This is a genomic window from Streptomyces sp. NPDC005374 (genome assembly GCF_042872225.1).
In the GTDB taxonomy this organism is placed as follows: Bacteria; Actinomycetota; Actinomycetes; order Streptomycetales; family Streptomycetaceae; genus Streptomyces.
Map to the genome: position 1 here is coordinate 212,363 of NZ_JBIAKA010000015.1, position 23,092 is coordinate 235,454.

General features: G+C 70.9%; 18 protein-coding genes. 12 read left to right on the top strand and 6 right to left on the bottom strand.

What is annotated here, in order from left to right; translation table 11 throughout:
- Nucleotides 1-23: 23 nt before the first annotated feature.
- The 9 genes from ACFYRX_RS33650 to ACFYRX_RS33690 all read left to right on the top strand — a co-directional run bounded on the left by ACFYRX_RS33650 (nt 24) and on the right by ACFYRX_RS33690 (nt 12,596).
- Nucleotides 24-3,032, top strand: a complete 3,009-nt coding sequence (locus tag ACFYRX_RS33650; RefSeq protein WP_389108013.1) for a type I polyketide synthase — start codon at nt 24-26, stop codon at nt 3,030-3,032.
- A complete protein-coding gene (locus ACFYRX_RS33655; protein ID WP_389108016.1) occupies nt 3,029-4,150 on the top strand; it encodes a MupA/Atu3671 family FMN-dependent luciferase-like monooxygenase in 1,122 nt (373 codons plus the stop codon). The genes ACFYRX_RS33650 and ACFYRX_RS33655 overlap by 4 nt, the downstream gene beginning before the upstream one ends.
- On the top strand, nt 4,147-5,955 hold the full coding sequence (locus ACFYRX_RS33660) for a condensation domain-containing protein (RefSeq protein ID WP_389108019.1): 1,809 nt from the start codon (nt 4,147-4,149) through the stop codon (nt 5,953-5,955). The genes ACFYRX_RS33655 and ACFYRX_RS33660 overlap by 4 nt, the downstream gene beginning before the upstream one ends.
- Nucleotides 5,952-7,247 (top strand): MFS transporter, encoded by a 1,296-nt coding sequence (locus tag ACFYRX_RS33665; RefSeq protein ID WP_389108022.1) that lies wholly within the window; start codon nt 5,952-5,954, stop codon nt 7,245-7,247. Before ACFYRX_RS33660 ends, ACFYRX_RS33665 begins: the two co-directional genes overlap by 4 nt.
- Nucleotides 7,240-8,538, top strand: coding sequence for a condensation domain-containing protein (locus ACFYRX_RS33670; protein WP_389108025.1), 1,299 nt, complete (start codon nt 7,240-7,242; stop codon nt 8,536-8,538). The genes ACFYRX_RS33665 and ACFYRX_RS33670 overlap by 8 nt, the downstream gene beginning before the upstream one ends.
- Entirely contained in the window at nt 8,535-9,224 is a 690-nt protein-coding gene (locus ACFYRX_RS33675; protein WP_389108028.1) for a thioesterase II family protein, read from the top strand. The genes ACFYRX_RS33670 and ACFYRX_RS33675 overlap by 4 nt, the downstream gene beginning before the upstream one ends.
- Before the next feature lie 170 nt (nt 9,225-9,394).
- Nucleotides 9,395-11,008 carry an amino acid adenylation domain-containing protein gene (locus tag ACFYRX_RS33680; protein WP_389108030.1) on the top strand — a complete coding sequence of 538 codons (1,614 nt, stop codon included), beginning with the start codon at nt 9,395-9,397 and terminating at the stop codon, nt 11,006-11,008.
- A 50-nt stretch (nt 11,009-11,058) separates the two neighbouring features.
- Entirely contained in the window at nt 11,059-11,553 is a 495-nt protein-coding gene (locus ACFYRX_RS33685; protein ID WP_389108033.1) for a DUF6234 family protein, read from the top strand.
- A 53-nt stretch (nt 11,554-11,606) separates the two neighbouring features.
- The gene (locus ACFYRX_RS33690; protein ID WP_389108035.1) at nt 11,607-12,596 is read left to right on the top strand and encodes a hypothetical protein; all 990 of its coding nucleotides are present in this window, start codon (nt 11,607-11,609) and stop codon (nt 12,594-12,596) included.
- A gap of 53 nt (nt 12,597-12,649) precedes the next feature.
- Here ACFYRX_RS33690 and ACFYRX_RS33695 read toward each other — a convergent pair whose 3' ends face one another.
- From ACFYRX_RS33695 to kdpF, 6 genes are all read right to left on the bottom strand, one after another.
- Nucleotides 12,650-13,660 carry a cytochrome c oxidase assembly protein gene (locus ACFYRX_RS33695; protein ID WP_389108038.1) on the bottom strand — a complete coding sequence of 337 codons (1,011 nt, stop codon included), beginning with the start codon at nt 13,658-13,660 and terminating at the stop codon, nt 12,650-12,652.
- A gap of 238 nt (nt 13,661-13,898) precedes the next feature.
- The gene (locus ACFYRX_RS33700; RefSeq protein ID WP_389108040.1) at nt 13,899-14,582 is read right to left on the bottom strand and encodes a response regulator; all 684 of its coding nucleotides are present in this window, start codon (nt 14,580-14,582) and stop codon (nt 13,899-13,901) included.
- Between the two features lie 94 nt (nt 14,583-14,676).
- On the bottom strand, nt 14,677-15,345 hold the full coding sequence (locus tag ACFYRX_RS33705) for a potassium-transporting ATPase subunit C (RefSeq protein ID WP_389108043.1): 669 nt from the start codon (nt 15,343-15,345) through the stop codon (nt 14,677-14,679).
- 5 nt (nt 15,346-15,350) lie between these two features.
- Nucleotides 15,351-17,477 carry a potassium-transporting ATPase subunit KdpB gene (gene kdpB, locus ACFYRX_RS33710; protein WP_389108046.1) on the bottom strand — a complete coding sequence of 709 codons (2,127 nt, stop codon included), beginning with the start codon at nt 17,475-17,477 and terminating at the stop codon, nt 15,351-15,353.
- Entirely contained in the window at nt 17,474-19,138 is a 1,665-nt protein-coding gene (kdpA, locus tag ACFYRX_RS33715; RefSeq protein ID WP_389108049.1) for a potassium-transporting ATPase subunit KdpA, read from the bottom strand. Before kdpA ends, kdpB begins: the two co-directional genes overlap by 4 nt.
- A gap of 8 nt (nt 19,139-19,146) precedes the next feature.
- Nucleotides 19,147-19,236, bottom strand: coding sequence for a K(+)-transporting ATPase subunit F (gene kdpF, locus ACFYRX_RS33720; protein ID WP_389108052.1), 90 nt, complete (start codon nt 19,234-19,236; stop codon nt 19,147-19,149).
- A gap of 381 nt (nt 19,237-19,617) precedes the next feature.
- Here kdpF and ACFYRX_RS33725 point away from each other — a divergent pair, with 381 nt between their 5' ends.
- The 3 genes from ACFYRX_RS33725 to ACFYRX_RS33735 all read left to right on the top strand — a co-directional run bounded on the left by ACFYRX_RS33725 (nt 19,618) and on the right by ACFYRX_RS33735 (nt 22,983).
- Nucleotides 19,618-20,160 (top strand): DUF1707 domain-containing protein, encoded by a 543-nt coding sequence (locus ACFYRX_RS33725; protein WP_389108055.1) that lies wholly within the window; start codon nt 19,618-19,620, stop codon nt 20,158-20,160.
- A gap of 240 nt (nt 20,161-20,400) precedes the next feature.
- Complete coding sequence (locus tag ACFYRX_RS33730; protein WP_389108058.1) at nt 20,401-22,356, top strand: APC family permease; 1,956 nt, start codon at nt 20,401-20,403, stop codon at nt 22,354-22,356.
- A gap of 105 nt (nt 22,357-22,461) precedes the next feature.
- Nucleotides 22,462-22,983: a hypothetical protein gene (locus ACFYRX_RS33735; RefSeq protein WP_389108060.1), complete on the top strand. Its 522-nt coding sequence runs from the start codon at nt 22,462-22,464 to the stop codon at nt 22,981-22,983.
- Nucleotides 22,984-23,092 lie beyond the last annotated feature (109 nt).

Genomic DNA, 23,092 nt, shown 5'->3' on the forward strand with positions numbered 1-23,092 from the left:
CACGCACCTGAAGGAGCACCGGCATGACTGAGTCGGACCGTCCGGACAACGCCGTGGCCGTCGTCGGACTGGCGCTGCGGGTCCCCGGGGGGTCGGACCCCGGCACGTTCTGGGCGAATGTCCTCGCGGGCCGGGTCTCCCTGCCCGCCGCCCGGGAGGATCACGCGGACCCGGCCGACGGGCGACTGATCGCGGGCCAGATCGACCGCTACGCCCGGTTCGACGCCGAACTGTTCGGCATGACCCACGCCCAGGCGGCGACCACCGACCCCCAGCACCGCGTGCTCACCGAACTGGCGTGGGAAGCCCTGGAGGACGCCGGACTCGACACCGAGCGCGACGACGGCCGGGTCGGTGTGTTCGTCGGCTGCGGACCCGACGACTACCTGCACCACCACGTGATGCGCAACGACCGCGTGGTGCGCACCCAGGGCACCGAGCAGATCCTGTTCGGCAACTCCCGCGACTACCTCGCCACGGCCCTGTCGTACCGACTCGGCCTGACCGGCCCCAGCATGACGGTGCAGACGGCGTGCTCGACCTCCCTGGTCGCCGTCCACCAGGCAGTGCGCAGCCTGCTGACCTACGAGTGCGACATCGCCATAGCGGGCGGCGTGACCGTCTTCCCCGTCGAACGGCCCGAGTACCGGTGGTCCGAGGGCGGCATCTACGCACCGGACGGCCGCTGTCGCGCCTTCACCAGGGGTAGCGGCGGGACCGTTCCGTCCGGCGGCGCCGGGGTGGTGGTGCTACGGCGATCCGCCGACCTGCCGGAGCCGGGCCGGGCCGCCCGGGCCCACATCGTGGGCAGCGCCGTCAACAACGACGGCGCCGACCGGATGGCCATGTCCGCTCCGAGTCCGCGCGGACAGGCCGAGGTGATCCGCGAGGCCCTGGAGGTCGCCGGACTCGCCCCCGAGGACATCGGCTACGTCGAGGCGCACGGCACCGGCACGGTCCTGGGCGACCAGGTCGAACTGGCCGCGCTCGCCGAGGTGTACGGCGACGCGACGCCGGGCTGTGCGATCGGCGCGGTGAAGCCGAACATCGGCCACACCGACACCGCCGCCGGCGTGGTGGGCCTGATCAAGACGGTGCTGGCCCTCCAGCACGACACCGTGCCACCGGTCCCCGCCCAGGCGGGCGACGGCCCGGACGCCGAGTTGGGGGCGGCCAGGTTCTTCATCCCCCGCAAGGCCCAGCCGTGGAGCGGGACGGTGCCGAGTGGCGCCGCCGTCAGCTCCTTCGGGCTCGGCGGCACCAACGCGCATGTGATCCTCTCCCCCGCTGCCGCCGGACCCCGGTCGGTCGACGAGCCGGAAGCCGCCGACGGCCCCCGGGTGGCCGTGTTGACGGCCGCCACCCCCCAGGCCCTGCGCGACCGCGCCCGGGACCTCGCCGCCTGGCTGGACGGCCCCGGAACGGACACCGGCCTCGGCGAGGTTGTCGGCACCCTCTGGCACGGGCGGCGCCGTCTGGCGCACCGGGCCGCGATCGCCCTGCCCCCTGATCCCGGGCAGGCACACGCGGCACTGCGACAGGGCCTGCAGGAGGTGGCCGAGGGCGCGGACGTGCCACCCGCCCGGCCCGATCCCACCGTGGCCGTCCTGCTCCCCGGTCAGGGCGTACGGCTGTCGGCGGCCGATGCACCGGCCGACCGGGACCCGGCGTTCGCGGCCGACCTGACCCGGTTGCAGGACGCCGTGCTGCGCGCGGGCGGACCCGACCTGCGGGACTTCACGGCCTGGGACGGCGACGACCCCCGGCTGCTGGACACCGCGGTCGTGCAGCCGCTGTTGTTCACCCTCGGCCTGGCCCACCTGTGGTGGCTGGAGCGCTGGGGCGTACGGCCCGGCATCCTCCTCGGCCACAGCATCGGTGAGCTGACCGCCGCCGCGTACGCCGGGGTGTTCGACGTGGAGGACGCCGCGGCGGCCGTGGTCCGGCGCGGGGCGCTGATGGGCGAGGCGCCGCCCGGAGCGATGCTCGCCGTGCCGCTCGACGAGGCGGCCGCACGGGTGATCGTGGCCGGTCTCCCCGCCGACCTGTGCGGGGTCAACGGCCCCGACGACGTCGTCCTCGGCGGCGATCCCACCACCGTCGCCGAGATCGAACGGCGGTGCGCCGAGCGCGGACTCGCCACTACCCGCCTCGCCACCTCCCACGCCTTCCACACCCGCTCGATGGAACAGGCCGCCTCCCGCTTCGAGGAGTTCCTGCGCACCCTGCGACTGTCCGCGCCGCACACCAGGGTGATCTCCAACGTCTCTGGTGCGGAGCTGACGCCCGAACAGGCCACCGACCCCGGCTACTGGGCGGCCCAGCTCCGTGGGACGGTACGGCTGGCCGACGGCGTCCGCACCCTGCTCGCCGTGCCCTGCGACGTGGTCGTCGGTGTGGGCGGCAGCCGGTCGCTGACCAACCCGGTGCGCCGCGCGGCCCGAGCCCAGGGCACGGCACGACCGCCCCGGATCATCGACATGCTCGGCGGGTCCGGCCAGGACGTGACGCTCGCCCGTCACACCGCCCTGGCCGGGCTGTGGGCGGCCGGCTGCGCCGTCGATCTGGCGCCGCCCCGCCCGGACCGCCCCGCCCCCCTGCCGCGCTACCCGTTCGCGGACACCCGGCACTGGATCGAGGCGCCCGGCACGCCGTCCGAGGAGGTGGGCGCCACCCCGCCCGGCGTCCAGGAGACCGATCCGCCCGCCGACGACGACCGTCCGTCCGTCCCCGCCGCGCAGCCGGCCGGGCCGAGCGAGATCGCCACCGTGATCACCGAGATCTGGCAGGACGCCTTCGGCGGGGCGCCCCTCGCCCCCGAGGACAACTTCTTCACCCTCGGCGGCACCTCGCTGCAGGCCGCGCAGCTCACCAGCGTCATCAACGACACACTGCTGCTCGCCCTGGTGCTCGGGGACCTGTACGAGCACTCCGACCTGGCCGCGTTCATCTCCCGGGCCGAGGAACTGGCCGGCGAACGCGACGACGAGGAACTTCTCCGGCTGCTCAACGAGATCGAGGAAGTGCCGTGACCGACCTGTCCGACCGTCTGGCCGCCCTCTCCCCCGAACAGCGCAGGCTGCTCGGGCGCAGGCTCCAGAACCGCACGGCCCGCGAACCCGCCGAGGCCTCGCCGGCCGGCGCTCCGGAGCGGCAGAGCCTCTACTTCTTCGCGAGCGCCGACGCCGTCTCCGCTCCGGAGTACTACCGCTTCGTCCTCGACGCGGCACGCCGGGCCGACGCCGCCGGACTGCACGCCGTGTGGCTGCCGGAGCGCCACTTCGTGGACTTCGGCGGGCACTCGCCCAACCCGGCCGTCCTCGCCGCGGCCGTCGCCGTGCAGACCGAACAGGTGCAGATCCGGGCCGGCAGTGTCGCCGCCCCCCTGCACCACCCGGCGCGCATCGCCGAGGACTGGTCCGTCGTCGACAACCTGAGCGGCGGCCGGGCCGGCATCTCCTTCGCCAGCGGCTGGCATCCCGACGACTTCGTCCTCGCCCGCACCGACTACGCACAGCGGCGCGAGACGACCCTGCGGATCATCGACCAGGTACGGGCCCACTGGCGGGGCGAGAAGGTGAGCCACCCCACCACCGCGGGCGGCACCGCCGCCGTCCTCACCGGCCCCGCACCCGTACGACGCGACATGCCCGTCTGGCTCACCTCGTCGGGCAACTCCGCCACCTTCGCGTCGGCCGCCCGCGCCGGGCTCGGCGTGATGACCGCGCTGCTCGGCCAGACGATGCCTCAGCTGCGGGAGAACATCGCCCACTACCGCGAGGAGTGGCGCCGCGCCGGCCACCCGGGAGACGGCGACGTGGTGGTCATGGTGCACGCCTACGTCAGCGAACGCGCCGACCTCGAGGACTTCCTGCGCCCCGCGATGCACGGCTACCTGAGGGCGTACCGGAGCCAGACCACCGCCCCCGGCGAGGACGAGACACTGCTGCTGGAGAGCGCCTACCTCAACTACCTCGCCGGCCCCTCCCTGCTGGGACCGGCCGCCAGGGCGGCCACCGTCCTCGGCCAGCTGCGGGAGGCGGGCGCCGACGAGGTCGGATTCCTGGTCGACTTCGGTCTGCCCACCGCCGAGGTCCTGGCCGCCCTGCCCGCCCTGTTCGCCTGCGTCCCCGCGGAGCGTGACCGATGACCGCAGCCGCCGACAAAGCCGCGCTCACGGCCCGGCTCGCCGGCCTCACCCCGCAGCAACGGGCCGCTCTGGCGGCACGGTTGTCCCGCAAGCGCCAGGGGCCACCTCCCCTCGTGCCACGGACCGGACCGCGCGACACCGCACCGCTGGGCATGGACCAGGAACGCCTGTGGATCCTCGACCAGCTCTACCCCGGCACCGTCACCTACACCCTCGGCTTCGGACTGCGCTTCGTCGGGGAGTTCCACCACGAGGCGTTCACGGAGGCCGTGGCCACCGTGGTGCGCCGGCACGAACTGCTGCGCAGCACCGTCGAGGTGGACGGCGCGCAGCCACGGCTGCGCCTGCACCCGGACCGCGGCGCGGACCTCACCTTCGTCGATCTGTCGGGAGGTCCGGCCGCAGAGAAGGAACTGCGCCGCAGGGAGTTCGTACGGCAACAGGTGCGGCGGCCGTTCGACCTGTCCCGGGATCCGGTGCTGCGCATCGGCGTGGCCGACCTCGGCGGCGACCACCAGATCGTCCAGACGATGCCGCACTCCTTCACCGACCAGTGGTCGTACGTGCGGCTCAACCGAGAACTGCTGGAGGCCTACCGGGCCCGGCTGGAGGGCCGGGAGCCCGAACTGCCGGACCTCCCCGTGCAGTTCGGCGACTACGCGCAGTGGCAGCGCGCGTACTTCGAGACTGAGTACGGCGAACGCCACCGCGCGTTCTGGCGCGACTACCTGGCGGACGTACCGGACGTGCCCCTGCTGCCATACGACCACCCGGTCGAGACCGAGGACCGGCTCGGCCGCCAGCACAACTTCGTACTGGACAAAGACACCGCCGCCGCGTTCATCAACCGCGCCAAGGCCGCCCGCAGCACTGTCGCCAACGCCATGGCGGCCGCGTACGCGGCCCTGCTGTACGAGGAGAGCGGCGAGCGCGACATCCTGATCGGGGTGCCCAGTGTCACCCGCGGCCAGGTCGCGGTGCGGGATCTGGTCGGCTTCCTGCTCACCAATGTGCCGCTGCGGATCCGGCTGCCCGAGAACCCCACTCCGAACGACTTCCTGGCCGCGGCCCAGGCGGCGGGCGCGGCCGTCGCGGCCCACCACGAGACGCCGTTCGGCGAGATCGTCCGGACCGCCGCTCCCGAGCGGACCGCACACGGCTATCCGCTGCTGCGCACCATGCTGGTCCACCTGGACCTGGCCGAGACGGTCTCCTACGAGGTGCCAGGCGCCACCGTCTACGCCAACGCCGTGCCCGAGGGCATCTCCTCGATGGACGTCACCGTCGCCTGGTGGCACCTCGGAGACCTGGTCTACGGCCGGTTCGAGTACCGCACCGCCCTGTTCGAACCGGAGACCGTCGACCGGCTCGCCCGACGGCTGCTGCAGCTGGTCGAGCTCTTCGCCACCTCCCCGGACACCCCGCTCGTGAACCCCGCCGCCCGGGCCCGTGACACCGTCGCCGCCGCCTGGCGCGAGGCGCTCGGCCGGGACACCGCCGGACCGGACGACACCTTCGCCGCGAGCGGAGGCACCCCGCTGCTGTCCGCACGGCTGGCCCGGCTGCTGCGCGGGGCGGGCTTCGACGCCGGCGCCCGAGACATCGAGCCCGGCACCACGCCCGCCGAACTGACCGCTCGGCTCCTGGCGCGCGGGAACCCGCTGCGGCCGGGCACTCCGCCGGATGCCGCGGTACCCGGTGCGGTCGGGGTCTCGGAGGATCACCTGGAGCGCCTCTTCGCCGACGCGAGCGGTGCCCCGGTCCGCGAAGTCCTGCCCCCCACCAGTCAGGAAGACACCTCATGACCACTGCCGCGGAACCCGGGCGAGCGGTGCCACGCCGTCGGCCGCTGTTCGTACTGCTGCTGGCGCACTACCTGTCCTCGTTCGGCAACGCCGTCACGGTGATCACCGTCCCGCTGTACGTCCTCCACACCACCGGCAGCTCTGTTTCCACCGGACTGGCCGGCTTCGCCAACACCCTTCCGCTGATCTTCGCGGGAGCCGTCGGCGGGGTCTGGATCGACCGCGTCGGCGGCAAACGAATGAGCGTGCTGAGCGATGTCGTCGCGGGCGTGTCCATCGGGCTGGTCCCCCTCATCGACAACACGGTGGGACTGCCGCTGCCCGTCCTGATGGGACTGCTCTTCGGCCGCAGCCTGGGCTCGACGCCGACCGGCGCCGCACGGCAGAGCCTGATCAGGCCACTCGCGGAGCAGGGCGGGATCCGGCTGGCCACCGCGAACTCCTGGATGCAGGGTGCTCCCAGGCTCGGCCTGCTGGTCGGCGCACCGCTGGCCGGCCTGCTGATCGCCGTGTCGGGACCGGTGACCGGCATGTACGTCGACTCCGCGTCCTTCCTTCTCTCCGCTGTCCTGGTCGCGGTCGGCGTGCCCCGCAGTTCAAGTCCCGCCTCCGCCGCGCAGCAGCGGGAGGGGTTCCTGCGGCAGCTCGCCGAGGGCGCGAAAGTGGTCCGCGGGATACCCGTGGTCGGCGCCATGACGGCGTTCGTCTTCGTCACCAACTTCCTCGACGACGCCTTCACCCCCGTCATCCTGCCGGTCTACTCGGACCAGGTGCTCGGCAGCGGCCAGTACCTGGGCTGGCTGGTGGCCGCCTCCGGTTGCGGCGCCGTCGTCGGCACGTTCGGCTACAGTCCCGTCAGCGCCCGCTGGTTCACCAGCAACCGCTGGACCCTGCTGGGCTGCTTCCTCGTCATCGGCGCCCTGCGCCTGGCACTCACGGGCATGCCGGGCGTGGTGCTGAGCATCGTGATCTCCTTCCTGCTCGGCCTCGCGGCCGGTCCGCTCAACCCGGCGCTGTCCACTGTGATGATGGAAAAGGTCCCGGCAGCGCTCTTCGGCCGGGTCTTCGCCCTCACCTCCGCCGTCGGAATGAGCGCCGCCCCGATCGGCATCCTCGTGGCCGGCTGGTCGATCCACGGCATCGGGCTGCGCGGAACCCTCCTCTGCTTCGGCGCCACGTACATCGTCCTGGTGCTCGTCTCGCTGCGCAGCCGCGCGCTGCGCGACATGGACACCCCGGCAGCTCCGGCCGAGGAGTCGGCGGACGCCGACAAGGAGGTAGTTCGTGAGTGACGACTCCCCGGTCCGGGTGCAGCGGGCATCCGCGCTGGAACGGCAGTTCTGGGTCGGCGAGCAGATCGCGCCGTCGACCCGGGCCAATCGGGCCCTCGCCCTGATCCGTGCCGACGGTCCGGTCGAGCACGGTGCGCTCGGGGCGGCGCTGAGCGCGGTCGCCGCCCGCCATGAGGCGCTGCGCACCGCCTTCGTCGTCGAGCGGGGGGAGTTGGTGCGCAAGGTGCTCCCTCCCCGGGACGTCCCGCCCCCGCTGTACCTCCCTGCGGAAACCGGCAGCCACGACGCGGTCGCCGCCCTGCTGGCGGACGACTCTCTGGACCTTGGCGCGGGACGGCTCTTCCGGGCCGCTGTGGCACCAGACGACATGGGAGCCACGGTCTACCTGGCGGTGCATCACATCGCCTTTGACGGGATGTCCCAGGAGATCTTCGCCGCCGACCTGGCTCGCGCCTACGCCCTGGCCGTCACGGGCGAGAAACCCGTGCTGCCCGTCCGCGAACGGGCGGAGCCCGCCGCCCTGGCCCCCGCCCAGCGCGCCGAACTCGCCACCTACTGGCGGACGATGCTCGACGGGGCGGCCGACCTGCCCCTCCCGGGCTCTGCCGTCGGCCCCGGCCCCAGCCAGCGGCAGCTGGCCCAGGCCGATCTGGCGGAGGACAGCCTCGAGTTGCCGACCACCACCTGGCAGGCGGTGCGTACCCGGGCCCGGCACAGCGGCTGCTCGCCGTACGCGGTGCTGCTGGCGGCCCTCGGCCGGGCACTGGCCGAGCTCACCGGCGGCGCCGGCTTCTGCGTCGGGACGCCGGTGGCCGCACGAACACCCGACCAGAGCGACGAAATCGGCTATCTGACGAACACACTGCCGGTGCGCATGCCCGAACTGTCCGGGCCCGGCGTCGTCGAACGGGTCTGGGGAGCCCTGCGCGAGAGCGTCATCGGTTCCCCGCTGCCCTGCGACGAGATCATCCGTGCCGCGCGGACGACACCCGGTCGGCGGATGCCCGTGTACCAGGCACTGTTCGCCTTCGAGAACTGGGAGCGGGCGGAGCACGCCGCGGGACCGGTGCGGATCCGCGCCCTCCCCGTCCCACCCGTCGGCGGACACGCGGAGATCCAGCTCCAGGTGACCGAGCTGCCCGCCGGCACCCTGCACTGCGTCGCCCAGGCCCCGCTCAGCAGTCCCTGGCAGGGCCGGTCGGCCGCCCTGCTGGGGGCCTTCGCCGACCAGTTGGGGCTCCTGTGCACCGACGTCGCCGCCCGATCCTTCGGTCAGGAGAACGCCGTATGACCACCTCAGTGATGTGCCTGCCGTATGCGGGCGCGGGGGCAGGCGTCTACCGCCCCTGGCAGCTTCAGGAGTCCGTCGCACTGCGCGCCGTGCCCATCCAGGTCCCCGGCCGTGAGCGGGAGTTCGGCAAGCCGTTCTACCGTGACTTCTCCGAGGCCGCCGCCGGAACGGCGCGGCGGATCCGGGAAGCCGCCGCGGACGGACAGCCGTTCATCGTCTTCGGGCACAGCTTCGGCGCGCTGCTCGCCTACGAGGCGGTCCGGCACCTGGTCGACACCGGTGGCGCGCTGCCCCGGCACCTGGTGGTCAGCGGCTCCGTCAGCCCCTCCCACCGGCAGGCCGAACGGCTCGACGGTGACGACGAGGAGGTCGTCACGCGGGCCAGGGCCATCGCGTGCCGTGACATACCGGAGTACTCCGACCCCCGGCTGCGGGACATCCTGCTACCGATCATGAGGGCGGACGTGAACCTGCTGGCCGGTTACACGCCGCCCGCCCGCGATCCGTTGCCCGTCCCGATCACCGCGATCCGCGGTGACCAGGACCACCTGGTGCCCGAGAAGGAGTGGCTGGACTGGGAGGCCTTCACCTCCGCCGGCTTCGACGCCATCGAGTTCGTCGGGGGCCACATGTTCGTGACGGACCGGTGGCCGGAGCTGTGGAAGACGCTGGAGCAACTGGTGTGAGCTTCCCCGAGAGCCAGGTGTGCGCACGCCCGGTGCCCGAGGCGTGCGATTCCCCATGACCGAGCGGCCGCGCGTGCCGGAGGTGCGTGCTCGCTCCCCAGTCCTGCTGTCACTGCCCTCTGCCTCCCTCGCCGTACCGCCCGGAAGCCGCGAAGAACAGGACGTGTCCGATGGAACCCGCCACTCTCGTCGACCTTTTCGCCGCCAGCGCGGAACGGCACCCGGAGCGCATCGCGCTGGAGGTCCGGGACACCGCGCTCACCTACCGGCAACTGGACACCGCGGCAGCCCGGATGGCCGCCGTCATGGCCCGGCAGCTGCCGAACCGGCCGGCCAGGATCGGGCTGCTCGCGGCCCGCAGTCTCACCACGTACACCGGCTATCTGGCCGCGCTCCGCCTCGGCGCGGCCGTCGTCCCGCTCAACCCGTCCTTCCCGGCCGGCCGGCTTCGCGCCATCGCGGACATGACGGATCTGGACCTGATCGTGGTCGACGAGCACGCCACGGCACGGGCCGGCGAACTGGCCACCGCCGAGAGCGCGGACGGAACGGACGGAACGGGCGGCCGGAAGCTGCCTCCCCTGGTCACCTTCACCGACGCCGAGGCGGCCGGCGCGGTAGCGGTCGGCGAGGACGACGTGCAACCGGCTCCCGTCGTGCGGGTGTCACCGGAGGACGTCGCCTACATCCTCTACACCTCCGGATCCACGGGCCGGCCCCGGGGTGTCCCCGTCCGGCATGCGCGCGTGGTGCCGACGCTGCGCTGGCTGGTCGAGTACAACGCCTTCACACCCGAGTCCCGGGTCTCGCAGAACGTGGAGATCTCCTTCGATGTCGCGGTCTTCGAACTATTCGCCACCTGGGCGGGCGGAGGCGCCCTGGTGGTGCCCCGGCCCAACGACGTCGTACGGCCGACGCCCTACGTGAAGGCCAAGCGGGTCACGCACTGGTTCTGCGTTCCTTCGGTGGGCGGCATCGCCGCCCGCATCGGAGCCCTGGCACCGGACTCGATGCCGTCGCTGGAGGCCGTCATGTTCGGTGGCGAACGGCTGCTCGCCGAACAGGCCGAGCAGTGGGCCGCGGCGGCACCTCGGGCACGGCTGTGGAACCTGTACGGGCCGACCGAGGTCGCCATAGTCTGCTCGGGGCAGGACCTCGGTGGGAAGGGGTCGCTGCTCGCGGCGGGCGCCAACGGAACGCTGCCGATCGGTGAGGTGCCACCGCACCTGGACCATGTGATCCTCGACGACTCAGGAGAGCCCGCCGAGACGGGCGAGCTGTGCGTCCGGGGCGTCCAGCGCTTCGACGGCTACCTCGACTCCGCCGACGACGTGGGCCGTTTCGTGGAGTGGGGCCCGGGGCGGGCGGCGGTGGTCCACGACGGCACGGCGCCGCTGACCCGGGACCTCTGGTACCGCACCGGCGACCGGGTGCGCCGGGAGAACGGCGCCCTGGTCCACCTGGGACGCCTCGACCACCAGGTCAAACTGCGGGGCCACCGCATCGAGCTGGGTGAGGTCGACGCGGCGCTGGCCCGGCATCCCGCCGTGCGCGACGCGGTCGCGGTGGTGCAGGAGCACGAGAACGATGCCGAGTTGGTCGCCTACTACACGGGCGAGGCGATCTCGCAGAGCGACCTCACCGCGTTCCTGCGCGCCCGGCTGCCCGTCTACATGATTCCGAGACGGTTCACGCATCTGCAGAAGCTGCCGCTCAACGCCAACGGCAAGGTGGACCGCACCGCCTTCGCGGCCGGACCGCACTCCGCGGCGCGGACCGGCTGAGACCCGGATTCCAGAGAGACATGACATTACGGCGGCCCCGTCGGCCCGGAATGCGTTCAGACGCGCGAAGCGACGGGTTCGCCGGTGGCTGCATAAGCCTGATCGTGCTGCTCATCGAAATCCCGGTGGGTCTTCTGCTGGGGCTGACGTCGGCCTTCCGTGGAGGGGGCCGTCCGGATGAGCGGACCGTGGCATCCCCTCCCCCGCTGGACTGGGTTCCGGTGTTCTGGCTCGGCGGGTTCACCTGCGGCGTGCTCGTGATCGCCGTGATCTTCCTGTACTCGGCACATCCGTTCTCAGCAGCGGTCCAACTGCTCGTGGCAGCCACGGCCCTGTGCTTCACGATCGCCGCTTGGCACCACCAGTACGAGCGGGCCCACCCGCCTCCGCTCCCGACGAAGGCCGGGATGCCGCGCACCGCTTCGCACCACATGCCCGACCGTAGGGCCCACCACGACGGAGACCGAAGCACAGGCCCCACAGGCGCAGTCATGCGCTCGACCCCGCTCGCTGTCAGCCGCTCGCCCGCCGACCGGGTCCCGTAGATTCGGGGCCGAGGGGCCTGCCGAAGGTTCTCCGGAGTGGGGGGTGGTCAACGATGACCGTGGAGTCGATACCGGTGACAATGGCGCCGAGATCGCTGGTGTGGCAGGGAGACGAACTGGTCTGCGAGACCGGAGGAGGTCAGCGCTGGGACAGCGACGGGGTGGAGCGGGACGCGGCCTTCACCTGGGCTTTCCCGTTCGACGCCGGAACCGCTTCGCTCTCGGGGCGGTATTCCGCGGTGTACGAGGAGCGCGGCACCAAAGCACTGTTGCTGGAGGGAGAGCACGTCCTGCGGGAACTGGACCGCAGCTACTACCGCGCCCCGGACTACGACTATCCCCTCGCCCTGGGCAGACTCGGCAACGGACGTGAGGTCGTCGTGCACTGCCCCGACGTGTACAACGTGCTCCATATCGAGGACGCGGAGAGCGGCGAGTGGCTGACCGACGGTTGGCGGGAGCCGAAGGACGTCTTCCACTCCCGGCTCAGTCTGAGCCCGGACGGCCGGCACCTGCTCTCGGTCGGCTGGATCTGGCACCCCTACGGGACCGCCATGGTCTACGACACGGCGCTCGCACTCACCGAACCGGGCACGCTGGACGGCGAAGGTGTGCTGCCGGCAGCGGCGCTCATGAACGGCGAGGTGACGGCAGGCTGCTGGCTCGACGCCGACCGGCTGGTCCTGGCGACGGACGCGGAGGGCTCGAAGGACAAAGAGGGGCCCGCGCTTGCTCCGCGTCACCTCGGTGTGTGGTCGCTGGCCGAGGAAGGGTGGCTCCACCGCAGCCCCACCCCGGATGCCGATCCCGGTGTCGTGCTCCTGCCCCGCGGCGATCAGGTCGTCTCATTCCACGGCCACCCGCGACTGCTCGACACGGCCACCGGACGCATCGTGGCGGAATGGCCGGAGGTCGTACTGCCCGGCAAAACCACATGCTTCGGCTTCGATGACGACCCCACTCCCGTTGCTGCCCTGCACCCCGACGGCACCCGGCTGGCCGTCGCGCAGGAGGAAAGCATCGCCCTCATCACCCTGCCGTGAGCCGACCGACAGTGCCGCAGCCGCAAGTCGCAGTGACCTTCGCCCCACGCCGGTCAGTGGTCCCGAGTCTGGCGTCGGATGCTGTCGGCGACGTCGTTCTGCTCGGTCTCCCACCAGGGACGTACCCGATCGGGGGCCGGTGCCCCTCCGGGCTCCGCTCGCGGCACGGCGGCGAGTTCCGCGTCCAGACGGCGGTCGAGGACCGCGGTCTGGACGCGTTCGACGCGGGCCCACTGGAACAGGATCGCCAGCAGGAAGGGCAGGGCGACCAGCTCGGCGATGCCGAGCATCGCGCCGCCGCCGACCTGCTGGTCGTGGTGGACATCGGGCGACCAGGACGGGGCGTGGCTCAGATACCAGGAGCCCGCGATCAAGGTGCCGTGCGTCATGACGACGATCCCGGGGACCGCGTCGACCACACCGTCGAGGAAGACCAGCGCCACCCGCACCGGATGCGTGCACCAGGACGGCAGCGTCTCCTCGCGGGTCAGCACCGGCACGACGAACAGACAGCCGGCCAGCAGGAGGTGCAGATACATCAGCTCGTGCAGCCAGCCCACCCGCAGGGCCGTGGCGAAGTACGGCGTGAAATACACCGTCAGCTCGGTGGCCAGCACCAGCGCCGTACTGACCAGGGGGAAGGTCAGCGCCCGTACGACCCGTCCGGTCACGGCCCGCCGGACCCGTGCGCCGGCCCGCTGCGGCAGCGCCTCGACGGCGAGCCGCAGCGGATCACCCAGCGCCAGGCCCAGCGGCACCACCAGGTCGAGCAGGACGTTCTGTACGGCGGCCGGCCAGAACAGCACATGGTCGTAGACGGCGAGCCCGGACATCGTCGCCACGACCAGCCCGCCCAGTCCGAGGAGCGCGAAGGCGGCTGCCCTGGCAGGCGGCCAGGGCACACCGCGCCGACGGAGTCTCGCCACACCCCAGCCGTAGAGCGCGCCCAGAGCGACGGCCAGCAAAAGCGCGGGGACGTCCAGTCGCCACGACGACAGCAGACGGCCTGCGGTCAACTCGTCGAGCCGACCGGCCGACAGCTCGGTCACCGTGTAGCCCACCATCCGGATCCGCCTCCTACGCCCGCCTTGAGACGGGTCGCCTCGACCGCACAGCGGGACGGTATGCCCTCGCGCCCGCGGGCCTGGCGGCGGGGGTCCCACAGCGGCCGGTCAGGAGCTGTGCCGGGGGGGGCGCGGACAGGAGCACCGCCGGGCGATCAACACCGGCCAGAGTCCATAGTGGCGGCACACGGCCACGCAGTCGGTGCCCCGCTCCACCCGGCGGTGCGCCTCGACAGGTTCACCCTTCGAAGCGGTAGCCCATGCCGGGCTCGGTGATGAGATGGCGGGGGTGGGCGGGATCCGCTTCCAGCTTGCGCCGCAACTGAGCCATGTAGACCCGCAGGTAGTTGGTCTTGTTGCTGTGGGAGGCGCCCCAGACCTCCTGGAGCAGGTGCGTCTGTGTGATCAGTCGTCCCGGGCTGGTGACCAGGATCTCCAGCAGGTGCCACTCGGTCGGGGTGAGGCGTACGTCGCGGCCGCCCCGTACGGCCCTTTTGGCGAGCAGGTCGATGGTGAATTCCGCCGTCTCGACGAGCGCCGTCCCGGAGTCGAGCGGTACGTCCTCGGTACGGCGGACGGCGGCCCGCAGCCGGGCGAGCAGCTCGTCCATGCTGAACGGCTTGGTGACGTAGTCGTCGGCGCCCGCGTCGAGGGCTGCGACCTTCTCGTCGGACGCCTGGCGGGCGGAGAGCACCAGGATCGGTACGCGGGTCCAGCCGCGCAGGCCTCTGATGACGTCGACGCCGTCCATGTCGGGCAGGCCCAGGTCGAGCATCACGACATCGGGTTGCCTGGCGGCCGCGAGCCGCAGTGCGGTGGCGCCGTCGGGGGCCGCGTCGACCCCGTACCGGCGTGCCTGCAGATTGATGACGAGGGCCCGTACGAGCTGCGGGTCGTCCTCCACCACCAGCACCCGTGTCATGGGCGTGCGCCTTCCTGTTCGTACGCGGCGGCGGGAGCCGACGGCACCGGTACGGTCACCGGCCGCCGACTCCCGCTCGGGTCGGGTAACGCCATCAGCTCTTCGCCACGAGTGCCTTGAGCGCGATGTTGAGTTCGAGCACGTTCACCCGGGGCTCCCCGATGAAGCCGAGGGTGCGGCCGTCGGTGTGCTCGTCGACCAGTCTCTGCACCTGGGCGACGGTCAGGCCGGCCTTCACGGCGACCCGGTGGACCTGGAGGTCCGCGTAGGCCGGGGAGATGTCCGGGTCCAGGCCTGAGCCGGAGGACGTCACCGCGTCGGCGGGCACTTCGGACGGCTCGACCGTGTAGCCGGCAACCGAGTTGTCCTTGACGACGGCGGCCTTGGCGGCGGTCACCCAGGCGATCAGGTCCTTGTTGTCGGCGGAACGGTTGGTCGCGCCGGACAGGATCAGCTTGTACCGGGTGTTGACGCTGTTGGAGCCGAGGCCGTTCTGCGGGCGGCCCTGGAACCACTTCAGGTCGGGCTCGGGGGTCTCCTGGCCCTTCTTCAACGGCAGGTTGTACGCCTGGCCGATGAGCGAGGAGCCGACGACCTTGCCGTCCGCCTTGATCTCGGAGCCGTTCGCCTTGTCGCTGAACAGGCCCTGGGCGATGCCGGTGACGACCAGCGGGTAGATCACCCCGGTCACCAGGGTCAGCACGAGGAGGGCACGCAGGCCCGCCCCGAGCAACCGCACGGTGTTCATGACGGAGTTGTTCATGGCGGTCAGCCGATCCCGGGGATGAGGGAGATGAGCAGGTCGATGATCTTGATGCCGACGAAGGGGGCGATCAGTCCGCCGATGCCGTAGATCGTCAGGTTGCGCCGGAGCATCTTGTCCGCGCTGACCGGCCGGTACTGCACGCCCTTCAAGGACAGCGGCACCAGCGCGATGATGATGAGCGCGTTGAAGACGACGGCCGACAGGATCGCGGAGTCGGGCGAGGCCAGGCCCATGATGTTGAGCTTGTCCAGGCCCGGGTAGACGGCCGCGAACAGCGCCGGGATGATCGCGAAGTACTTCGCGACGTCGTTGGCGATGGAGAAGGTGGTCAACGCACCCCGGGTGATGAGCAGTTGCTTGCCGATCTCGACGATCTCGATCAGCTTGGTCGGGTTGGAGTCGAGGTCGACCATGTTGCCGGCCTCCTTCGCCGCCGACGTACCGGTGTTCATGGCCACGCCGACGTCGGCCTGCGCGAGCGCGGGCGCGTCGTTCGTACCGTCCCCGGTCATCGCGACGAGCTTGCCGCCGGCCTGCTCCCGCTTGATGAGGGCCATCTTGTCCTCGGGGGTGGCCTCCGCGAGGAAGTCGTCGACGCCCGCCTCCTCGGCGATCGCCTTGGCCGTCAGCGGGTTGTCCCCCGTGATCATGACGGTCTTGATGCCCATGCGCCGCAGTTCGTCGAACCGCTCCCGCATGCCTTCCTTGACGACGTCCTTCAAGTGGACGACACCCAACACCCGTGCCCCGTCGGCGTCTTCCACCGCGACCAGGAGCGGAGTGCCGCCGGCCTGCGAGATGCGGTTCGTCGCCGCGTCCGCGTCCTCGGCGCCCGCGCCGCCGCGCTCCTTCACCCAGGCGACGACCGAACCGGCCGCCCCCTTGCGGATATTGCGCCCGTCGACGTCCACGCCGGACATCCGGGTCTGGGCGGTGAACTCGATCCACTCGGCCCCGACGAGCTCGCCCTGATGGCGCTCACGCAGTCCGTACTTCTCCTTCGCGAGTACGACGATGGAGCGGCCCTCGGGTGTCTCGTCGGCCAGCGACGACAGCTGGGCGGCATCGGCGAGTTCGGCCTCCGTCACCCCGCTCACCGGCACGAACTCGGCGGCCTGCCGGTTGCCCAGGGTGATGGTCCCGGTCTTGTCCAGGAGCAGCGTCGACACGTCACCGGCGGCCTCAACTGCCCTGCCGGACATGGCCAGTACGTTGCGCTGGACCAGCCGGTCCATGCCCGCGATGCCGATCGCGGACAGCAGGGCGCCGATGGTGGTCGGGATGAGGCAGACCAGCAGCGCCACCAGCACGACCATCGTCAGATGCGTTCCCGCGTAGTCCGCGAGTGGCGGCAGCGTGGCCACGGCCAGCAGGAAGACGATGGTCAGCGAGGCCAGCAGGATGTTCAGCGCGATCTCGTTCGGCGTCTTCTGCCGGGACGCGCCCTCGACGAGGTTGATCATCCGGTCGATGAAGGTCTCGCCGGGCTTCGTGGTGATCTTGACGACGATCCGGTCGGACAGGACCTTCGTACCGCCGGTGACGGCGCTCCGGTCGCCGCCGGACTCCCGGATGACCGGCGCCGACTCTCCGGTGATCGCCGACTCGTCGACGGACGCGACGCCCTCGACGACGTCACCGTCGCCGGGGATGATGTCGCCGGCCTCGCAGACGACCCGGTCGCCGATCTTCAACTCGGTGCCGGGCACCTGCTCTTCGGAGCGGTCCTGGAGCAGGCGGCGCGCGATGGTGTCGGTCTTCGCCTTGCGGAGCGTGTCGGCCTGCGCCTTGCCGCGGCCCTCGGCGACCGCCTCCGCCAGGTTGGCGAAGACGACGGTCAGCCACAGCCAGACGCTGATGGTCCAGCCGAACCAGTCGCCGGGGTCCTTGAAGGAGAACACCGTGGTCAGCACCGACCCGATCCACACCACGAACATCACGGGCGACTTGACCATCACCCGCGGATCGAGCTTGCGGAAGGCGTCCGGCAGCGACCTGAGGAGCTGCTTGGGGTCGAAGAGGCCCACGCCGACACGGCCCTCGGGCTGCTTGTGCCCCGTCGGCGCGTCCTGGTGGGGCACAAGGGTGGGAGTGGACATGGGGTCCTGCTTCTCTACGTCGGTGGTCATGACGCCAGCCCCTCGGCCAGCGGTCCCAGCGCGAGGGCCGGGAAGTAGGTCAGACCGGTGATGATGAGGATCGCGCCCACCAACAACCCGGTGAACAGCGGCTTCTCGGTACGCAGCGTGCCAGCGGTCTCCGGCACCGGCCTCTGCTCGGCGAGCGAACCGGCCAGCGCCAGCACGAAGACCATGGGCAGGAAGCGGCCCAGGACCATGGCCAGGCCCAGCGTGGTGTTGAACCACTGCGTGTCCGCGTTCAGCCCCGCGAACGCCGAGCCGTTGTTGTTCGCGGCCGACGTGTAGGCGTACAGGATCTCGGAGAAGCCGTGCGCGCCGGAGTTGGTCATCGAGGCGCCGGGCGTCGGCAGGGCCATCGCAGCGGCGGTGAAGACGAGCACCAGGGCCGGTGTGACGAGGATGTAGCAGGCGGCCAGCTTGATCTCACGGGTGCCGATCTTCTTGCCCAGGTACTCGGGCGTACGGCCCACCATCAGACCGGCGATGAACACCGCGATGACCGCCATGATCAGCATGCCGTAGAGGCCGGAGCCGGTTCCGCCGGGCGCGATCTCGCCCAGCATCATGCCGAGCATGGTGATCCCGCCGCCGAGCCCGGTGAAGGAGGAGTGGAAGGAGTCCACCGCACCGGTCGAGGTGAGGGTCGTCGACACCGCGAAGATCGACGAGGCGCCGACCCCGAAGCGGGTCTCCTTGCCCTCCATCGCCCCGCCCGCGATCTGCAACGCCGGGCCGTGGTGGGCGAATTCGGTCCACATCATCAGCGCGGCGAAGCCGACCCAGATGGTGGCCATGGTCGCGAGGATCGCGTAGCCCTGCCTGACCGACCCGACCATGATGCCGAAGGTGCGCGTCAGCGCGAACGGGATCACCAGCAGCAGGAAGATCTCGAAGAGGTTCGTGAACGGGGTGGGGTTCTCGAAGGGGTGCGCGGAGTTGGCGTTGAAGTAGCCGCCGCCGTTGGTGCCGATCTCCTTGACTGCCTCCTGCGAAGCGACCGCACCGCCGTTCCACTGCTGCGAGCCGCCGAAGAACTGCCCGACCTCGTGGATGCCGGAGAAGTTCTGGATGGCACCGCAGGCCACCAGGACGATCGCGGCGACGACGGAGAGCGGGAGCAGGATGCGGGTCACCCCACGCACCATGTCCGACCAGAAGTTGCCGAGTTCACCGGTCCGCGAGCGGGCGAAGCCGCGCACCAGCGCCACCGCGACGGCGATGCCCACGGCCGCCGAGACGAAGTTCTGGACAGCCAGCCCGGCGGTCTGCACGACATGACCCATGGCCTGTTCGCCGTAGTACGACTGCCAGTTGGTGTTCGTCACGAAGGACACGGCGGTGTTGAACGCCTGGTCCGGGTCGATGGCCCTGAAGCCCAGCGAACCGGGCAGGACGCCCTGGAGCCGCTGCAGCAGGTACAGAAACAGCACGCCGACCACGGAGAAGGCGAGGACACCGCGCAGGTAGGCGGGCCAGCGCATCTCGGTGTCGGGGTCGGCACCGATGCCCTTGTAGATCCACTTCTCGACGCGCCAGTGCTTGTCGGTGGAGTAGACCCTGGCCATGTAGGTGCCAAGGGGAATGTAGGCGAGAGCCAGCGCTCCTATGAGGGCGAGCAGTTGGAGAATGCCGGCGAGCACGGGACCCATGTCTTGTCTCAGAACCTCTCGGGGAAGATCAGCGCGAGGACGAGATAGCCCAGCAGGGCGACGGCCACGACGAGGCCGACGATGGTCTCGGCGGTCACAGCTTCGTCACCCCCTTGGCGACGAGGGCCACCAGCGCGAAGACCGCGATCGTGGTGACGACGAAGGCCAGATCGGCCATCGCGAGCTCCTAGGAGAGGTTCGGAAGAGGAACGGACAGGTAGAGGAAACCCCGCGCCCGGCCGGAATCGGTCGGCCGTTGACGACTCCCTTACGGCGACCCCCACACCTTTGACGGGCCCCTTACGGCCGCCGCCCCCGTCGCCCTCCCAGCAGGCGAAAGCGCAGGCGGCAGACGACCTCGCCCGTCTCCCGCCGTACGGCATGGGCGACGACCGCGCCCTGCTGGTTCGCAGCAACCTCCCCCACGCTCGCTTCGTGACGCCGCCCCAGCCGTAGCCGCACGGCAGTAGAGTCGGACGGTGACCTCTCTGCCGGAAAAGTCGTCATCACCGTTGAGCGAGGGCGACCGGGACACGGCGGTGCAACGCCTGCGGGAGGCGTACGCCGAAGAGCACATCTCGCACGAGGAGTTGGACGAACGCCTCCAGCAGGTGCTCACCGCCAGGACACGCGGCGAACTCGAGCCGGCACTGGCCTCGCTCCCGGCGGAGAACCCGCCCACCACGTCCACGATCGCCGCCGCCGCCGGACGGATCAAGCGGCACGGCGTATGGCGCGTACCCCGGAATCTCAAGGTCGAGTCCGCGTACGGAAACGTGCACCTGGACCTGTCCCGGGCTGTCATCGAACACCCGGTGGTCGACATCGAACTGCAGCTCGGCACGGGCAGGGCGAAGATCACGGTGCCTCGTGACGCCGTCGTCGAGTTCGAGGGTCTGAACACCGTGTGGAAGGACACGCGGTACCGGGCCCGGCGGAGCTCCCGACCCGGCGGGCCGACGATCCGGATCTCCGGAACCATGGGGTTCGGCCGGCTGAAGATCCGCCACGCGAGGCGTTGAGGCCCCGTCCGCCCCTGAGACACCGGAAACCCCGGGCCCCGAATGGCCCAGCCTTCCCCGCGCAGTCGAAACAGCCCCTCCTCGACCTGCCGCCGGTGCTGTCGCAGCAGGTCTTAACGCAACCCTGACGCCGACGTGTGATCCATCCCTCGGCCCTTTCGTCACGCTCTGCATACGCTGATGCCGCCGTCCGTGTGATGGCCGGATCCCACGCTGAGCCGCACCACAGGAGAGCCCCCGATGGCCGTCACCGAACACCCACCGCAGAGCCGCCTACGGACGTGGATGCTGCAGGGCCTGTCCGACATGGGCAGGAGCGGCGGCCACACGGGCCCGCACGCGGAACCCGAGCTGCCACACAAGGGCCAGCCCTGGTACCGGGTGATGTGCCTGACCGGTGTCGACTACTTCTCCACCCTCGGCTACCAGCCCGGCATCGCCGCCCTCGCGGCCGGCCTGCTCTCCCCCGTCGCGACCATCGTCCTCGTCATCGTCACCCTGGCCGGCGCCCTGCCGGTCTACCGGCGGGTGGCCGAGGAGAGCCCGCACGGCGAGGGCTCGATCGCGATGCTGGAACGGCTGCTGTCCTTCTGGCAGGGCAAGCTCTTCGTCCTGACCCTGCTCGGCTTCGCCGCCACCGACTTCCTGATCACCATCACGCTCTCGGCGGCCGACGCGTCGACCCACCTGGTCGAGAACCCGCACCTGACCAGCACCCTGCACGACCATCGGATGCTGATCACCCTCGTCCTGGTCGCCCTGCTGGGCGCGGTGTTCCTCAAGGGCTTCCTGGAGGCCATCGGTGTCGCGGTCGCCCTCGTGGGCCTGTATCTGACGCTGAACGTCGTCGTCGTGATCGTCGGTCTGTGGCATGTCGTCACCGCGGGTCACGTGGTCACCGACTGGTCCAGCGCCCTCACCGCCGAGCACGGCAACATATTCGCCATGGTCGGCGTGGCGCTGCTGGTCTTCCCCAAGCTCGCCCTCGGCCTGTCCGGTTTCGAGACCGGCGTCGCCGTCATGCCGCACGTGAAGGGCGACGAAGGCGACACGGAGGAGAACCCCCGCGGCCGCATTCGCGACACCAAGAAGCTGCTGACGGCCGCCGCTCTCATCATGAGCGTGTTCCTGATCGCCACCAGCTTCATCACCACCCTCCTGATCCCGGAGAAGGAGTTCGAGTCCGGAGGCCAGGCCAACGGCCGCGCACTCGCCTTCCTGGCCCACAAGTACCTGGGCGGCGTCTTCGGCACGGTCTACGACGTCTCGACGATCGCCATCCTGTGGTTCGCCGGCGCCTCCGCGATGGCCGGCCTGCTCAACCTCATGCCCCGCTACCTGCCCCGTTACGGCATGGCACCGCACTGGGCCCGGGCCGTCCGCCCGATGGTCATCGTCTTCACGCTCATCGGCTTCCTCGTCACCTGGGTCTTCGACGCGGACGTCGACGCACAGGGCGGCGCCTACGCAACCGGCGTGCTGGTGCTGATCAGCTCGGCCGCGATCGCGGTGACCATCGCCGCCCGCAAGGCCGGCCAGCGCGGCTGGACCATCGGCTTCGCCGTCATCTCGGCGGTCTTCCTCTACGTCACCGTCGCGAACGTCATCGAACGCCCCGACGGCGTCAAGATCGGCGCCTGCTTCATCGCCGGCATCATCCTGGTCTCCCTGCTCTCCCGGCTGGCCCGCGCGTTCGAGCTCCGCGTGACCAGCGTGACGCTCGACGACATGGCGGAACGTTTCATCCGGGACATGGCCAGCCGCAAGATCCGCTTCATCGCCAACGAGCCCGACCAGCGCGACAAGGCCGAGTACCGGGACAAGATCGAGCAGATCAGGGCCGACAACGACATGCCGGAGCAGGAGGACTTCGTCTTCGTCGAGGTGACGGTGACGGACCCCTCCGAGTTCGAGGCGGGCCTGACGGTCCGCGGCGAGGTCCTGCACCACCGCTACCGCGTCCTCACCCTGGAGTCCGCCTCCGTCCCCAACGCCCTGGCCGCTCTCCTCCTGCACGTCCGCGACACCACCGGCTGCACCCCGCACATCTACTTCGAGTGGACCGAAGGCGGCCCCTTCGCCAACTTCCTCCGTTTCTTCCTCTTCGGCCAGGGCGAGGTCGCCCCGGTCACCCGGGAGGTGCTGCGCGAGGCGGAACCGGACCGCGCCCGCCGCCCCCGCGTCCACACCGGCTGAATCCGGCACCCCCGCGTATGGATCCCGTCAGGATCGACCCGTACGGCGTCAGGACCCCGTCAGTGACGGATCCCGGGCCCCGCGCGACCGCCTAGCGTCAGCGGCATGCGATGTTCCGACGACCGGTGGGCCCGGGCCGGTGACCGGCACTGGCGTGGCGACGCCCGGCTCGCGGCGGGCTGCGCCGCACTGTTCGGCACCATGTCCGTGCTGGTCGACTGGGACGCGGGCAGCCTGACTCCTCCGCGCGTCGTGCTGTGGCTCGGCATGTCGGCGGCTCTCTTCGCCGTCCTGCTTCCGCCGCGGGTGACGGCAGGCACCGGCTGGCTGGCGGTACGAGGTCCATGGCGCAGGCGTGTGGTGCGCACGGACGCGCTGACGACCGTACGGCGCTACGACGGCGTCTCGGCCCATCTGGTTCTGTGCGACGCCCACGGTCACCGCCTGGAACTGGACCCCCGTGTCCTGGCCGCCAATCCGCTGATCTGGCACGAACTCGACGCCGGCGTCCGGCGCTCCCTCCGGCGCGGCACCCTGTTGCAGGGCGCGGACGTCCTGGACCGGCTCGGCCGCAGCATCGACGACGAGACCGCGCGAGCGGTTCTCAGGGCGTCCGGGCTCTCATGACCGCGATGACGGGCACGCCCTCCGCTGGGATGGCAGACCTGACTGTCATGTCACTCGGATCCCCTTCCGCCGTAAGAGACGATCGCGCAGGCCGAGCTCCTCAACGCCT

Excerpts from the sequence above, each read along its gene's own strand:
- ACFYRX_RS33650 (WP_389108013.1), top strand. The coding sequence starts at position 24 with ATGACTGAGTCGGACCGTCCGGACAACGCCGTGGCCGTCGTCGGACTG.
- ACFYRX_RS33660 (WP_389108019.1), top strand. The coding sequence starts at position 4,147 with ATGACCGCAGCCGCCGACAAAGCCGCGCTCACGGCCCGGCTCGCCGGC.
- ACFYRX_RS33665 (WP_389108022.1), top strand. The coding sequence starts at position 5,952 with ATGACCACTGCCGCGGAACCCGGGCGAGCGGTGCCACGCCGTCGGCCG.
- ACFYRX_RS33675 (WP_389108028.1), top strand. The coding sequence starts at position 8,535 with ATGACCACCTCAGTGATGTGCCTGCCGTATGCGGGCGCGGGGGCAGGC.
- ACFYRX_RS33680 (WP_389108030.1), top strand. The coding sequence starts at position 9,395 with ATGGAACCCGCCACTCTCGTCGACCTTTTCGCCGCCAGCGCGGAACGG.
- ACFYRX_RS33685 (WP_389108033.1), top strand. The coding sequence starts at position 11,059 with ATGCGTTCAGACGCGCGAAGCGACGGGTTCGCCGGTGGCTGCATAAGC.
- ACFYRX_RS33690 (WP_389108035.1), top strand. The coding sequence starts at position 11,607 with ATGACCGTGGAGTCGATACCGGTGACAATGGCGCCGAGATCGCTGGTG.
- ACFYRX_RS33695 (WP_389108038.1), bottom strand. The coding sequence starts at position 13,660 with ATGGTGGGCTACACGGTGACCGAGCTGTCGGCCGGTCGGCTCGACGAG.
- ACFYRX_RS33700 (WP_389108040.1), bottom strand. The coding sequence starts at position 14,582 with ATGACACGGGTGCTGGTGGTGGAGGACGACCCGCAGCTCGTACGGGCC.
- ACFYRX_RS33705 (WP_389108043.1), bottom strand. The coding sequence starts at position 15,345 with ATGAACAACTCCGTCATGAACACCGTGCGGTTGCTCGGGGCGGGCCTG.
- kdpB (WP_389108046.1), bottom strand. The coding sequence starts at position 17,477 with ATGACCACCGACGTAGAGAAGCAGGACCCCATGTCCACTCCCACCCTT.
- kdpA (WP_389108049.1), bottom strand. The coding sequence starts at position 19,138 with ATGGGTCCCGTGCTCGCCGGCATTCTCCAACTGCTCGCCCTCATAGGA.
- ACFYRX_RS33730 (WP_389108058.1), top strand. The coding sequence starts at position 20,401 with ATGGCCGTCACCGAACACCCACCGCAGAGCCGCCTACGGACGTGGATG.
- ACFYRX_RS33735 (WP_389108060.1), top strand. The coding sequence starts at position 22,462 with ATGCGATGTTCCGACGACCGGTGGGCCCGGGCCGGTGACCGGCACTGG.